Source organism: Streptomyces tagetis (assembly GCF_018069565.1).
Classification (GTDB): Bacteria; Actinomycetota; Actinomycetes; order Streptomycetales; family Streptomycetaceae; genus Streptomyces; species Streptomyces tagetis.
In genome coordinates this window covers 55,844-70,050 of the sequence record NZ_JAGPNL010000012.1, presented here as the reverse complement: position 1 = coordinate 70,050, position 14,207 = coordinate 55,844, and the positions used below count along the sequence as shown (strand labels likewise).

Here is a 14,207-nt window from a genome sequence, read left to right as displayed (position 1 = left end):
CGCGCCGTCCCGCCGCGCGGGGGCACTCCCGGAAGCGCGGCGGTGGCCCGTCCGGGGCGGTGGCCGGTCACGGAAGGACGACCGGCCGCTCGCGCAGGTGTGCTCGAATCTGTCTGATTTTCGACCTTGTTCGGACGTCCGTGGGCCACGGTTCCACTCATGACGGCCTACTTCGGTAACTCCGTGCTGCGGTACGGGGTCGTTCTGCCACCCTGTCGGCAAACGACCGCGCGCGACCGCACGAACTGCCCGGGGAGCCGTCCATGGGGGCCATTCCTACGCAACGGGAGAACGCCTCCCGTGCCCTTGAGGCGCCCGCGCCCGCGGGTCAGGCCCCGGCATGGGAGTGCGCGCGGGCGCACACCACGCTGCTCGGAAGCTCCCTCGCGCCCGGCGCCGCCCGCGCACTGGTCCGGACGGCCCTCGCCGACTGGTCCGGCAGCGGACTGCCCGGCACCGAGCTGTTGACCGACCGCCTCGCCGCCGACGCCCTGGTGGTCGCCAGCGAACTGGTCACCAACGCCGTCGTGCACGCCGGCACCGACGTGGAGCTGGTCTGCCGGCTGGAGGAGACGGGCGCGATCGTTATCGAGGCCACCGACCGCCACCCCGCCCGCGCCCCGAGGGGCGGCGACGCCGAACCGCCGCCGGAGACCCCGGAGTACGGGCGCGGCCTGCGGCTCGTCGCCACCCTCTCCGAAGCGTGGGGCATCACCTACCGCACGGGCGCCAAGACCGTGTGGGCACGGCTGCCCGCCACCGGGAACGCCGGGCCCGCGGGGGCGTACGCCACGGGTGCCGGGTTACCGGACGGCGCGGAGGTGCCCGTCCCGCGGTCGCGGGCCGACGCCGACGCCGACGGCCGTCGGGTGCCGGGGGCGGGGGAACCGGCGGGTGCCTCCGGGCCCGGACCTGAGGTCGCCGGGGAGAGTGCCTTACCCGTGGGACCTGGGGGACCGGCGGCACCTGCGGCGGCACCCGCCGCGGCCGACCGACCGCCTCCGGCGCCCGGCCCGGACGGGGACACGGACCCGGACACCCCCACCGACGCCGACGCCGACGCGTACGCCCACATGCCCACGGAAACCGGCCCCGACCCCGCCCGGCTCGACCACCGCCCGCCCGTCGGCCGGGACCGCGAGTGGCTCGGCCGGGGCGCGCTCTCCTTCCTCGCCGAAGCCTCCGACCTGCTGGCCGGGCAGCTCGACGAGGACCTCATCGCCTCCCTCACCGGGCAACTGATCGTCCCCCGCCTCGCCGACTGGTGCGCGGTCTGGCTGGAGGACGAGTCGCTGGGCCGGGGCGCCTGGAGCGACGACACCGGCGCCACCGTCGGCGCCCGGCTGGCCCGCGTCTGGCACGGCAGCGAGCACCACGTCGAGGAACTGCGCCTGGCCCTGGAGAAGGAACCGCCGCGCGCCCGCGAACCCTGGCGTTCCGGCCCCGCCGAGCACCCCTGGCCGGCCGGCGCCCTCGGCCCGCGCGGCACGTACGGCACGGCGCTCGCCTACCGCCTCGTGGCCGGCGGCCGGCCCCTCGGCACCCTGGTCATCGGCCGCTGCGGCGCCGGCCGCTTCCCCGACGAGATCAGCGGCCTCGTCGAGGACCTCAGCCGCCGGGTCGCGCTCGCCATCGGCACCGCCCGCCAGTACGCGCGCCAGGCCACCATCAGCGCCGTCCTCCAGCGCGGGCTGCTGCCCGGCGCCGTCGCCGAGATCCCCGGCATGCGCAGCGCCCTCGTCTACGAACCCTGGGACAAGGGCGGCCCCAGCGGCGACTTCTACGACCTCTTCCCGGCCGGCGCGGGACGCTGGTGCTTCGCCGTCGGCGACGTCCAGGGCAAGGGCCCCGAGGCCGCCGTCGTCATCGGCCTCGCCCGGCCCTGGCTGCGCCTGCTCGCCCGCGAGGGCTACGACGTCCCGGACGTCCTCGACCGCCTCAACCAGCTCCTCCTGGACGACGCCACCGAGGCCGCCGACGCCGCCGCCCGCGCGCTGGTGGCCGTCGGCGGTCCACCGGTTGCCCCGGGCGACGGACCGCAGACCCGCTTCCTCTCCCTCCTCTACGGCGAACTCGTCCCCGTGGAGGACGGCGTCCGCTGCACCCTCGCCTCCGCCGGGCACCCGCTGCCGCTGCTCCTCGGCCCCGACGGCGGCGTCCGCGTGGTCGCCCGGCCGCAGACCCTGCTCGGCGTCGTCGAGGACGCCACGTACACCAGCGAGACCTTCGAGCTGCGCCGCGGCGAGACGCTGCTGTGCGTCACCGACGGGGTCACCGAGCGGCGCTCCGGCAGCCGCCAGTTCGACGACGGGGACGGTCTCGCCGCCGCCCTCGCCGGGTGCGCCGGGCTGGACGCCGCCGGGATCGCCGAGCGCATCAGACGCCTGGTGCACGAGTTCGGCGACCGCCCGCCCGAGGACGACCTGGCGCTCCTGGTGCTCCAGGCCGAGTGACGGCCGGCGTGCGGGACAATGGAGGACATGCCCTCCGCACTCCCCGACGGCGACCCCGTCCCCGCCGACGGCGCCCTGCCCGCGTCCGCGCTCGCCGGGGCCGCCGACCGCCCCCTCGGCTTCTACCTGCACGTCCCGTACTGCGCGACCCGCTGCGGCTACTGCGACTTCAACACCTACACCGCGTCCGAGCTGCGCGGCACCGGCGGCGTCCTCGCCTCCCGCGACACCTACGCCGCGACCCTCACCGACGAGGTCCGCCTCGCCCGCAAGGTCCTCGGCGACGACCCCCGCGAGGTCCGTACCGTCTTCGTCGGCGGCGGCACCCCCACCCTGCTGCCCGCCGCCGACCTCGTCCGCGTGCTGGGCGCGATCCGCGAGGAGTTCGGGCTGGCGGCGGACGCGGAGGTCACCACGGAGGCCAACCCGGAGTCCGTCGGCCCGGCCTACCTGGCCGAGCTGCGGGAGGGCGGCTTCGACCGGATCTCCTTCGGCATGCAGAGCGCCCGCCGGCACGTGCTGAAGGTGCTCGACCGCACCCACACCCCCGGCCGTCCCGAACAGTGCGTGGCCGAGGCCCGCGCGGCCGGTTTCGCGCACGTCAACCTCGACCTGATCTACGGCACCCCCGGCGAGTCCGACGACGACTGGCGGGCCTCGCTGGACGCCGCGCTCGGCGCCGGACCCGACCACGTGTCCGCGTACGCGCTCATCGTCGAGGAGGGCACGCGGCTCGCCCGGCGCATCCGGCGCGGCGAGGTCCCCATGACCGACGACGACGTCCACGCCGACCGGTACCTGATCGCCGAGGAGATGCTGTCGGCGGCCGGATTCGACTGGTACGAGGTGTCCAACTGGGCCACGTCCGAGGCGGGCCGCTGCCGCCACAACGAGCTGTACTGGACGGGCGCCGACTGGTGGGGCGCGGGCCCCGGCGCCCACAGCCACGTCGGCGGGGTCCGCTGGTGGAACGTGAAGCACCCCGCCGCCTACGCCGCCGCCCTCGCCGAGGGCCGCTCGCCCGGCGCCGGCCGCGAGCTGCTCACCGGCGAGGACCGGCGGGTGGAGCGCGTCCTGCTGGAGCTGCGGCTGCGCGAGGGCGTCCCGCTGGACCTGCTGCGGCCGGACGGGCTCGCCGCCGCCCGCCGCGCGCTCGCCGACGGACTCCTGCGGGGCGGCGCGTACGAGGAGGGGCGCGCGGCGCTCACCCTGCGCGGCCGTCTCCTGGCCGACGCGGTCGTCCGTGACCTGGTCGACTGAGCCGGCCGACGCGGGACGGCCGGGACTCCGGCGGCGCGGCCGGCTCGGGCTCGGCGCGCGGGGCGACCCGGTGCGGCCCCGTGGCCGGAAACCGCGGTCGGTCAGGGCGCCGTCACATGGTCGATGAGCCGTTCCACACTGCCCAGCAGAGCCGGCTCCAGGTCCTTGTACGAGCGCACCCGCCCGAGGATCGCCTGCCAGGCCGCGCCCGTGTTCTCCGGCCAGCCCAGGGCCCGGCACACCCCCGTCTTCCAGTCCTGGCCGCGCGGCACCCGGGGCCAGCCGGGGATGCCCAGCGAGGACGGCTTCACCGCCTCCCAGACGTCGACGTACGGGTGGCCCACCACGAGCGCGTGCTCGCTGGTGACCGCCTGCGCGATCCGCCACTCCTTGGTGCCCGGCACCAGGTGGTCCACCAGGACGCCGAGGCGGGCGTCGGGGCCGGGCGCGAAGGCGTCGACGATCGCGGGGAGGTCGTCCACGCCCTCCAGGTACTCCACGACCACGCCCTCGATACGCAGGTCGTCGCCCCAGACCCTCTCGACCAGCTCGGCGTCGTGCCGGCCCTCGACGTAGATGCGGCCGGCCCGCGCGACGCGGGCGCGGGCGCCGGGCACCGCCACCGAGCCGGACGCCGTCCGCGTGGGCCGGGTGGGGCCGGAGGGCGGCCGTACCAGCGTCACCGCCCTGCCCTCCAGCAGGAAGCCGCGCGGCTCCAGCGGGAAGACCCGGCGCTTGCCGAAACGGTCCTCCAGGGTCACCGTGCCCGCCTCGCAGCCGGTCACCGCGCCGCAGAAACCGGTGCCGGGCTCCTCGACCACGAGTCCGGGCTCGGCCGGCACCTCCGGCACGGGCTGCGGCTTCTTCCACGGCGGGGTCAGATCGGCGGAGTACTGGCGCATTCCGCCGACGATACGAGGAGCGGGCCGTACGTGATCACCCCGACACGCCGAACCGTACCGCCAGGGCGTCCCGCTGCGCGCGGACGAACGCCGCGTCCACCACCGCCCCGTGGCCCGGCACGTACCGCGCGTCCTCGCCGCCGAGCGCGAGCAGCCGGTCCAGGGCGGCCGGCCAGCGCGAGGGCACCGCGTCCGGGCCCGCCTGCGGTTCGCCGGACTCCTCGACGAGGTCCCCGCAGAAGACCACCGGCGGATCGCCCGGCACCAGTACCGCCAGGTCGTGGCCGGTGTGCCCCGGGCCCACGGCGGCCAGCACCGCCCGCCGCCCGCCCCCGAGGTCCAGCGTCAGCTCGCCGTCGGTCTCCTCCACGGCCCCCGGCAGCGCGTCGGCCGCCTCGCGCGCCGTGCGCGCGTCCAGACCGTGCGCCACCGCGTCCGCGACCAGTCCCTCCCGGCCCGCGGTCAGCGCCGCGCCCGCCCCCACGGCCCCGTACACCCGCGCGTCCGCGAACGCCGCCGCCCCGAGGACGTGGTCGAAGTGCGCGTGGGTCAGCGCGAGATGCGTCACACGCGCCCCCGCCAGCCGCTCCGCACGCGCCCGTACTCCTGCGCCCTCGGACACCCCGGAGCCCGCGTCCACCACGAGCGCGCCGCCCGCCCCGACGACCAGCCCCGCCGTGCAGTCCCAGCCGGGCAGCCGCAGCCGGCCCACCGCCGCGGTGATCCTCTCCCACCCCGGGTCTTCCCAAGTCACCGTCATGGGGCGACGCTAGCCCTCCGGCCGCCCTCGCGGCGGAGTGGGGCCCGGCCTTGCCCGGGGCGTACCCGACGGCCGTACACTGGGCGCGGGAAGACTGGCACTCGAACACGGTGAGTGCCAGGGGGAACACCGGGCGAAGGCATTCTGGAGGTGTGTTGCGCGATGCTCAGTGAACGCAGGCTCCAGGTGTTGCGCGCCATCGTCCAGGACTACGTGGGCACGGAGGAGCCGGTCGGCTCCAAGGCGCTCACCGAGCGGCACAACCTCGGCGTCTCCCCGGCCACCGTGCGCAACGACATGGCGGCCCTGGAGGACGAGGGGTTCATCGCCCAGCCGCACACCAGCGCCGGTCGCATCCCGACCGACAAGGGCTACCGGCTGTTCGTCGACAAGCTGGCCGGCGTCAAGCCGATGACCGCGCCCGAGCGGCGGGCCATCCAGGGCTTCCTGGACGGCGCCGTCGACCTCGACGACGTGGTGGCCCGCACCGTGCGGCTGCTGGCGCAGCTCACGCGGCAGGTCGCGGTCGTGCAGTACCCGTCCCTGACCCGTTCGACCGTGCGCCACGTGGAACTGCTCGCGATGGCGCCCGCGCGGCTGATGCTCGTGCTGATCACGGACACCGGCCGGGTCGAGCAGCGGATGGTCGACTGCCCGGCGCCCTTCGGGGAGACCTCCCTCGCCGATCTGCGGGCGCGGCTCAACAGCCGGGTCGCGGGCCGCCGGTTCACGGACGTGCCGAGCCTGGTCGAGGATCTGCCCGAGGCGTTCGAGGCCGAGGACCGCGGTACGGTCTCCACCGTGCTCTCCACTCTCCTGGAGACGCTGGTCGAGGAGAACGAGGAGCGGCTCATGATCGGCGGGACCGCCAATCTGACCCGCTTCGGGCACGATTTCCCCCTGGTGATCCGGCCCGTCCTGGAGGCGCTGGAGGAGCAGGTCGTGCTCCTCAAGCTGCTCGGCGAGGCGCAGGAACCGGGCGTCACCGTGCGCATCGGTCACGAGAACGCCCACGAAGGACTCAACTCCACGTCCGTCGTGTCGGTGGGCTACGGTTCGGGCGGCGAGGCGGTTGCCAAGCTCGGCGTGGTCGGTCCGACCCGCATGGACTACCCGGGAACGATGGGAGCGGTACGCGCAGTGGCACGGTACGTCGGACAGATCCTGGCGGAGTCTTAGGTGGCCACGGACTACTACGCCGTACTCGGCGTGCGACGCGACGCGTCCCAGGACGAGATCAAGAAGGCGTTCCGCCGGCTCGCGCGCGAGCTGCACCCGGACGTCAACCCCGATCCGAAGACGCAGGAGCGTTTCAAGGAGATCAACGCCGCCTACGAGGTGTTGTCGGACCCGCAGAAGAAGCAGGTCTACGACCTCGGCGGCGACCCCCTCTCGCAGGCCGGCGGCGCCGGTGGCGCGGGCGGCTTCGGCGCGGGCGGCTTCGGGAACTTCTCGGACATCATGGACGCCTTCTTCGGCACGGCGTCGCAGCGCGGTCCGCGCTCGCGCACCCGCCGCGGCCAGGACGCCATGATCCGTATCGAGGTCGAGCTGGACGAGGCGGCCTTCGGCACGACCAAGGACATCCAGGTCGACACGGCCGTCGTCTGCAACACCTGCAACGGTGAGGGCGCGGCGCCCGGCACCTCCGCGCAGACCTGCGACATGTGCCGCGGGCGGGGCGAGGTCTCCCAGGTCACCCGGTCCTTCCTGGGCCAGGTCATGACCTCGCGGCCCTGCCCGCAGTGCCAGGGGTTCGGCACCGTGGTCCCCACCCCGTGCCCCGAGTGCGCGGGCGACGGCCGCATCCGCTCCCGCCGCACCCTGACGGTGAAGATCCCGGCCGGTGTGGACAACGGCACCCGCATCCAGCTCGCCGGCGAGGGCGAGGTCGGCCCCGGCGGCGGCCCGGCCGGCGACCTGTACGTCGAGATCCACGAGCTGCCGCACCAGACCTTCCAGCGGCGCGGCGACGACCTGCACTGCACGGTCACCATCCCGATGACGGCGGCGGCCCTCGGCACCAAGGTGCCGCTGGAGACCCTGGACGGCCTGGAGGAGGTCGACATCCGGCCCGGCACCCAGTCCGGCCAGTCGATCCCGCTGCACGGCCGCGGCGTCACGCACCTGCGCGGCGGCGGCCGGGGCGACCTCATCGTCCACGTCGAGGTGACCACCCCCACCAAGCTCGACCCCGAACAGGAGCGCCTGCTGCGGGAGTTGTCGAAGCTGCGCGGGGAGGAACGGCCGCAGGGCCAGTTCCAGCCCGGCCAGCAGGGACTCTTCTCCCGGCTCAAGGACGCCTTCAACGGCCGCTGACCCGGGCCGCGCCGCTCCGCCCCGTGGATGACCACGGCATATGCCGACGGAAGGGTGGCTGCGAACCGGCGGGGAGGACGTGACACCATGCCGTCATGTCCTCCGCGCTGACCGGTCTCACCCCTTACCCGATCGTGCAGGCGCCCATGGCCGGCGGCGTCTCGCTGCCGCAGCTCGCCGGCGCGGTCTGCGAGGCGGGCGGACTGGGCTTCCTCGCGGCCGGGTACAAGACCGCGGACGGCATGTACCAGGAGATCAAACAGCTCCGCGGGCTGACCGGCCGTCCCTTCGGCGTCAACCTCTTCATGCCGCAGCCGGAGACCGCCGACCCCGCCGCCGTCGGCGTCTACGCCGACCAGCTCGCCGGTGAGGCCGCCTGGTACGAGACCGAGCTGGGCGACCCCGACAACGGCCGCGACGACAACTACGACGCCAAGCTCGCCGTGCTCCTCGACGATCCCGTCGCCGTCGTCTCCTTCCACTTCGGCGTGCCCGCCCCCGAGGTCCTCGACGCGCTGCGCCGGGCCGGCACCGTCACCCTGGTCTCGGCGACCACCGCCGACGAGGCGCGGGCCGTGGAGGAGGCCGGCGCCGACGCGGTGATCGCCCAGGGCGCCGAGGCCGGCGGCCACCAGGGCACCCACCGGGACAACCCGGAGACCGGCGGCGCCGGGACCGGGCTGCTCTCGCTGGTCGCGCAGGTCCGGGAGGCGGTCGCCCTGCCCGTCGTCGCCGCCGGGGGACTCATGCGGGGCGCCCAGATCGCCGCCGTCCTCGCCGCGGGCGCGAGCGCGGCCCAGCTCGGCACCGCCTTCCTCGCCACCCCCGAGTCCGGCGCCCACCCCCTGCACAAGGCCGCGCTGACCGACCCGCTCTACGTCCGCACCGAGCTGACCCGCGCCTTCTCCGGCCGTCCCGCCCGGGGCCTGGTCAACCGCTTCGTGCGCGAGCACGGCCCCTACGCCCCCGCCGCCTACCCCGAGGTCCACCACCTCACCGCCCCGCTGCGCAAGGCGGCGGCGAAGGCGGGCGACGCGCAGGGCATGGCCCTGTGGTCCGGACAGGGCCACCGCATGGCCCGGGACCTGCCCGCGGGCCGGCTGGTGGAGGTACTGGTGGAGGAACTCGCCTCCGCCCAGGCGGAGCTGACGGAATTCGTGACGGGAGGTTCGGGCCGATGACGGCACCGGTGTTCGTGGTCGACACCCTCGCCCCGGGGGAACCGGGCGGCGGGGAGTACGTCCTCGACGGCCCCGAGGGCCGGCACGCGGTCTCCGTGAAACGGCTGCGGCCCGGCGAGGCCGTCGTCCTCACCGACGGACGCGGACGCTGGACCGAGGGCGTGGTGAGCGCCGCCGAGGGCAAGGACCGCCTCGTCGTCGGGGAGTTGGCGCCCGTGCGCGAGGAGCCCGGCGAGCGGCCCCGCGTCACCGTCGTCCAGGCCCTCCCCAAGGGAGACCGCGGCGAAGTCGCCGTCGAGACCATGACGGAGGTCGGCGTCGACGCGATCGTGCCCTGGGCCGCGTCGCGCTGCGTCACGCAGTGGCGGGGCGACCGCGGCCTGAAGGCCCTCGCCAAGTGGCGGGCCACCGCCCGGGAGGCCGGCAAGCAGTCCCGCCGGGTCCGTTTCCCCGAGGTCGCGGACGCGGCGACGACCAAGGAGGTCGCCGCGCTCCTCGCCGGGGCGGACTTCGCGGGGGTGCTCCACGAGAGCGGGGACGCTCCGCTGGCCGGCGCGGAACTTCCCGAGGCCGGGGAGATCGTCCTGGTCGTGGGGCCCGAGGGCGGGGTGTCGCCGGAGGAACTGGCCCGGTTCGCGGAGGCGGGGGCGCGGCCGTACCGGCTGGGGCGGACGGTCCTGCGTACCTCCACGGCGGGCACGGCGGCGACGGCGGCCCTGTTGACCCGGACGGGGCGGTGGGGCGTGTGAACGGGGTTCACGCGGTGGGGGTATGAGCGGCGTTTACGCGGTGGGGGTATGAGCGGCGTTTACGCGGTGGGGGTGTGAGCGGGGTTCACGCGGCGGGGTTGTGAGCGGGGTTCACGGCGACTTGTGGGTGTGAACGGTGGGCGGTGGGTGCGGCGCATGTGGCGTTGTCGTAGCTGAGGGTGGCTGATGACGCTTCACGTGGGCGGTTTGCCTGTGAGCGCCGCTCACACCGGCAGTGGTCTCGGCCTCGCCCCGCGCGTGACACCACCTCTCTCTCGCCGAGCCTGTGAACTCGATTCACGCCACCACCAGTTCACACCGACCGCCACCGCCCCACCCGTCGCGCCTGTGAGCGCCGCTCACACCTAGCCTCGGCCCACCCCCACCCCCACCCCCGCCCCCACCCCCACCCGCACCCCGGAGCCGGCACGCGCACCCGGCGTGAAGCGGCCCGCCACGCGCGCCCTACCGTCGCGCCCCGCGCCGCTGGCATTCTGTCCTGTCATGAGGGCATTAAGACGGATTCAGTACGCGGCACCTGCGGCACCCGCAGCCCGCCCCCTGCGCCCACCGCGCCCACCGCGCCCACCACACCCCCCGCACCCGACAGCCCCTCAAGAGCCCCCGCGCGGGCTGCGGCACGCACCGGTCGTCGCCGTGCTCTGCGGGGTCGTCGCCGTCACGCTGTCCGCCTGCGACCCCGGCGGGCTCGGCTCGGCCTCCGTCGCGTACACCACCGACCGCACCGTGACCCGTGAACTCGACCGGCAGCAGGCCGACGTGCGGTGGCTGAGCTGCACCGCCACCGCCCAGGACACCACCGCCCAGGACACCATCGCCCAGGACGGCACCGGCGCGAGCACCCCCGCCGGTGAGCGGGCCGCCGCCTCCGTCGACTGCCGGGGCCGGACCGGCGACGGGCGGGACATCACCGTCTCCGGGCAGGTGACCCGCGTGGTCGACGGCGTCTGCGTCCGCGGGGACCTGAGCGCCGAGGTGGGCGGCGAGCGGCTGTTCCGCGTCGCCGGGCTCGGCGACTGCGACGCCACCACCGCCCCACCCGCCCCGCCGGCCCAACAACCCCAGGCCCCACAACCTCCAGCCCAACAACCCCCAGCCCTCACCTGGAGCCCCCCACCCCACCCCACCCCTCGCCTACACCCCCGCCTACACCCCCACCTCCGGCCCTGCCCCAACCCTCACCCCAACTCCAACCCCCACCCCCACCCCCACCGTGACCCGCACCCTCTGGTGCCCCGGGGACCCCCTCTGCCGCCCCGCCGAGGGCAAGTAGCCGACCCCGCCCCGCCCGCCGGGCAAGTGATCCAAACCCCTGTCCGCGAGGCCCCGCCCCTGCGTAGGCTGAAGGCGTGACACAGCCCGCAGCGCCTGCATACCTCCGCTTTCCGCACCCGCACGGCGAGTTGGTCGCCTTCACCGCCGAGGACGATGTCTGGCTGGCCCCGCTCGACGGTGGCCGGGCCTGGCGGGTCAGCGCCGACAACATGCCGGTGAACCACCCCCGGATCGCCCCCGACGGCACCACCGTCGCCTGGACCTCCACCCGGGACGGGGCCCCCGAGGTGCACACCGCACCCGTCGACGGCGGCCCCGCCACCCGCCTCACCCACTGGGGAAGCGCCAAGACCCAGGTCCGCGGCTGGACCCCCGAGGGGGAGGTCCTGGCCCTCAGCTCCCACGGCCAGGCCAGTCTGCGCCGCACCTGGGCGCGGGCCGTCCCGCTCGACGGCGGACCGGCGCGGACCCTTCCGTACGGGCCGGTCGGCGATGTGGTCCACGGTCCGCACACCGTGCTGCTCTCCGTGCCGATGGGCCGGGAGGCCGCCTGGTGGAAGCGGTACCGGGGCGGCACGGCCGGAAAGCTGTGGATCGACGCGCGGGACGACGGCGAGTTCGTCCGGCTGCACGAGGAGATCGACGGGAACATCGAGTACCCCCTCTGGGTGGGGGAGCGGATCGCGTTCCTCTCCGACCACGAGGGCACCGGCGCCCTCTACTCCTCCCTCGCCGACGGCGGCGACCTGCGCCGGCACACGCCGCTCGGCGGTTTCTACGCCCGGCACGCCGCCACCGACGGCACCCGCGTCGTCTACTCCAGCGCCGGCGAACTGTGGACGCTGGACGACCTGGACGGGGCCGAGCCGCGCCGGCTGGAGATCCGGCTCGGCGGGCCGCGGGTCGACCTCCAGCCGTTCCCGGTGAACGCGGCCCGCTGGTTCGGCTCCGCCTCCCCCGACCACACGGCGCGGGGCAGCGCGGTCGCCGTGCGCGGGGGCGTGCACTGGGTCACCCACCGCAACGGGCCCGCCCGCGCGCTCGCCGTGCACCCCGGCGTGCGCGCCCGGCTGCCGCGTACGTTCCGCGCCGACGGCGAGGAGTGGGTGGTGTGGGTGACGGACGCCGAGGGCGAGGACGCCCTGGAGTTCGCGCCCGCCACCGGTCTCGCGCCCGGCGCCACCCCGCGCCGGCTGGCCGTGGGCCGGCTGGGCCGGGTCCTGGCGCTCGCCGTGGCGCCGGACGGCAGCCGGGCCGCGGTCGCCTCGCACGACGGGCGGGTGCTCTTCGTCGAGCGGGAGAGCGGAGAGGTCCGCGAGGTGGACCGCAGTGAGGACGGCGACGTCTCCGGGCTGGTGTTCTCGCCGGACTCGGCGTGGCTCGCCTGGTCCCACCCCGGCCCCGACCCGCTGCGGCAGTTGAAGCTGGCCAACACCACCGACCTGTCGGTGACGGAGGCGACCCCGCTGCGGTTCCGGGACTACGCGCCGGCGTTCACGCTGGACGGGAAGCACCTGGCGTTCCTGTCCACCCGGTCCTTCGACCCGGTCTACGACGAGCACGTCTTCGACCTGGCGTTCGTGGAGGCGGCCCGCCCGTACCTGATCACGCTGGCGGCGACCACGCCGTCGCCGTTCGGGCCGCAGCGGCACGGGAGGCCCTTCGAGACGCCGGACCGCGAGGAGACCCCGGACAGCGAGGGCACCCCGGCCACCCGCATCGACCTGGAGGGCCTCGCCGACCGCATCGTGCCCTTCCCGGTGGAGGCCGCCCGGTACTCCCGGCTGCGCGCCGCCAAGGACGGCGTGCTGTGGCTGCGCCACCCGGTCACCGGGGTCCTCGGCGCCTCCCGCGCCACCCCCGACGAGCCGGAGCCCGGCACCGAGCTGGAGCGTTACGACCTCGCCCAGCAGCGGGTCGAGCATCTGGCGGGCGACGCCGACCACTTCGAGGTCAGCGGCGACGGCAAACGGGTGCTGATGTGGACCGACGGGCGGCTCAAGGTGGTGCCCAGCGACCGGCGGGCCTCCGGCGACGAGGACAGCGACACCAACATCACCGTGGACCTGGCCCGTGTCCGGCAGACCGTCGACCCGGCCGCGGAGTGGCGGCAGATGTTCGACGAGACCGGCCGCGTCATGCGGGACAACTTCTGGCGCCCGGACATGAACGGCGTCGACTGGGACGGCGTCCTCGACCGCTACCGGCCCGTCCTGGAGCGCCTCGCCACCCACGACGACCTCGTCGACCTGCTGTGGGAGGTGCACGGCGAACTCGGCACCTCGCACGCCTACGTCACCCCGCGCGGCGGGCCCGGCGGCAGCGCGCAGGGACTCCTCGGCGCCGACCTGTCCCGGCACGAGGACGGCGCCTGGCGCATCGACCGCATCCTGCCCTCGGAGACCTCCGACCCCGAGGCCCGTTCGCCGCTGGCCGCGCCGGGCGTGGCCGTGCGGGCGGGGGACGCGATCGTGGCGGTGGCCGGGGTGCCCGTCGACCCGGTCACCGGTCCGGGGCCGCTGCTGGTGGGCACGGCCGGCAAACCGGTCGAGCTGACCGTCTCCCCGGCCGGCGGCGGCGAGCCGCGGCACGCGGTCGTCGTCCCCCTCGCCGACGAGGAACCGCTGCGCTACCACGCGTGGGTCGCGGACCGGCGCGCGTACGTACGGGAGCGTTCGGGCGGGCGGCTGGGCTATCTGCACGTGCCCGACATGGTCGGCTCGGGCTGGGCGCAGCTCCACCGGGACCTGCGGGTGGAGGTGACCCGGGAGGGCCTCGTCGTCGACGTGCGGGAGAACCGCGGCGGCCACACCTCGCAGTTGGTGGTGGAGAAGCTGGCGCGGCGGATCGTCGGCTGGGACCTGCCGCGCGGCATGCGGCCGGTGAGTTACCCGCAGGACGCCCCGCGCGGGCCGGTCGTGGCGGTCGCCAACGAGTTCTCCGGTTCCGACGGCGACATCGTCAACGCGGCGATCAAGGCGCTCGGTATCGGCCCGGTCGTCGGCACCCGCACCTGGGGCGGGGTCGTCGGCATCGACAGCCGCTACCGGCTGGTCGACGGGACGCTGATCACGCAGCCCAAGTACGCGTTCTGGCTGGAGGGTTACGGCTGGGGCGTGGAGAACCACGGCGTCGACCCGGACGTCGAGGTCGAGCAGCGCCCGCAGGACCACGCGGCGGGCCGCGACCCGCAGCTCGACGAGGCGGTCCGGATCGCGCTCGCCGCCCTGGAGGAGACCCCGGCGAAGACCCCGCCGAGCCTGCCGGGGACACAGTGACCCGGCCGG

At 75.4% G+C, this 14,207-nt stretch carries 10 protein-coding genes; 8 read left to right on the top strand and 2 right to left on the bottom strand.

All coding sequences use genetic code 11. The features are described 5' to 3' along the window. Positions 1-263: 263 nt before the first annotated feature. Together J5Y05_RS30260 and hemW are read left to right on the top strand one after the other, a co-directional pair. Positions 264-2,453 carry a SpoIIE family protein phosphatase gene (locus tag J5Y05_RS30260; RefSeq protein ID WP_210876499.1) on the top strand — a complete coding sequence of 730 codons (2,190 nt, stop codon included), beginning with the start codon at positions 264-266 and terminating at the stop codon, positions 2,451-2,453. A gap of 27 nt (positions 2,454-2,480) precedes the next feature. Further along, positions 2,481-3,713 carry a radical SAM family heme chaperone HemW gene (gene hemW / locus J5Y05_RS30255; protein ID WP_210876498.1) on the top strand — a complete coding sequence of 411 codons (1,233 nt, stop codon included), beginning with the start codon at positions 2,481-2,483 and terminating at the stop codon, positions 3,711-3,713. Between the two features lie 101 nt (positions 3,714-3,814). Here the strand turns inward: hemW and J5Y05_RS30250 are convergent, their stop codons facing one another. Together J5Y05_RS30250 and J5Y05_RS30245 are read right to left on the bottom strand one after the other, a co-directional pair. Continuing rightward, the gene (locus J5Y05_RS30250) at positions 3,815-4,615 is read right to left on the bottom strand and encodes a DUF3097 domain-containing protein (protein ID WP_210876497.1); all 801 of its coding nucleotides are present in this window, start codon (positions 4,613-4,615) and stop codon (positions 3,815-3,817) included. 34 nt (positions 4,616-4,649) lie between these two features. Next, positions 4,650-5,375, bottom strand: coding sequence for an MBL fold metallo-hydrolase (locus J5Y05_RS30245; protein ID WP_210876496.1), 726 nt, complete (start codon positions 5,373-5,375; stop codon positions 4,650-4,652). Positions 5,376-5,537: 162 nt separating this feature from the next. On the opposite strand from J5Y05_RS30245, the gene hrcA reads away from it, so the two are divergent. The 6 genes from hrcA (at position 5,538) to J5Y05_RS30215 (ending at position 14,198) form a co-directional block, all read left to right on the top strand. Then, positions 5,538-6,554: a heat-inducible transcriptional repressor HrcA gene (gene hrcA / locus J5Y05_RS30240; protein ID WP_210876495.1), complete on the top strand. Its 1,017-nt coding sequence runs from the start codon at positions 5,538-5,540 to the stop codon at positions 6,552-6,554. Further along, positions 6,555-7,694 carry a molecular chaperone DnaJ gene (gene dnaJ / locus J5Y05_RS30235; RefSeq protein WP_210876494.1) on the top strand — a complete coding sequence of 380 codons (1,140 nt, stop codon included), beginning with the start codon at positions 6,555-6,557 and terminating at the stop codon, positions 7,692-7,694. 95 nt (positions 7,695-7,789) lie between these two features. Continuing rightward, a complete protein-coding gene (locus J5Y05_RS30230) occupies positions 7,790-8,875 on the top strand; it encodes a nitronate monooxygenase (RefSeq protein WP_210876493.1) in 1,086 nt (361 codons plus the stop codon). Then, complete coding sequence (locus J5Y05_RS30225) at positions 8,872-9,624, top strand: 16S rRNA (uracil(1498)-N(3))-methyltransferase (protein ID WP_210876492.1); 753 nt, start codon at positions 8,872-8,874, stop codon at positions 9,622-9,624. The genes J5Y05_RS30230 and J5Y05_RS30225 overlap by 4 nt, the downstream gene beginning before the upstream one ends. Before the next feature lie 657 nt (positions 9,625-10,281). Beyond that, positions 10,282-10,998 (top strand): hypothetical protein, encoded by a 717-nt coding sequence (locus tag J5Y05_RS32520; protein ID WP_210876491.1) that lies wholly within the window; start codon positions 10,282-10,284, stop codon positions 10,996-10,998. Then, positions 10,995-14,198, top strand: a complete 3,204-nt coding sequence (locus tag J5Y05_RS30215) for a S41 family peptidase (RefSeq protein WP_210876490.1) — start codon at positions 10,995-10,997, stop codon at positions 14,196-14,198. The genes J5Y05_RS32520 and J5Y05_RS30215 overlap by 4 nt, the downstream gene beginning before the upstream one ends. Positions 14,199-14,207 lie beyond the last annotated feature (9 nt).

Excerpts from the sequence above, each read along its gene's own strand:
- J5Y05_RS30260 (WP_210876499.1), top strand. The coding sequence starts at position 264 with ATGGGGGCCATTCCTACGCAACGGGAGAACGCCTCCCGTGCCCTTGAG.
- hemW (WP_210876498.1), top strand. The coding sequence starts at position 2,481 with ATGCCCTCCGCACTCCCCGACGGCGACCCCGTCCCCGCCGACGGCGCC.
- J5Y05_RS30250 (WP_210876497.1), bottom strand. The coding sequence starts at position 4,615 with ATGCGCCAGTACTCCGCCGATCTGACCCCGCCGTGGAAGAAGCCGCAG.
- J5Y05_RS30245 (WP_210876496.1), bottom strand. The coding sequence starts at position 5,375 with ATGACGGTGACTTGGGAAGACCCGGGGTGGGAGAGGATCACCGCGGCG.
- hrcA (WP_210876495.1), top strand. The coding sequence starts at position 5,538 with ATGCTCAGTGAACGCAGGCTCCAGGTGTTGCGCGCCATCGTCCAGGAC.
- J5Y05_RS30230 (WP_210876493.1), top strand. The coding sequence starts at position 7,790 with ATGTCCTCCGCGCTGACCGGTCTCACCCCTTACCCGATCGTGCAGGCG.
- J5Y05_RS30225 (WP_210876492.1), top strand. The coding sequence starts at position 8,872 with ATGACGGCACCGGTGTTCGTGGTCGACACCCTCGCCCCGGGGGAACCG.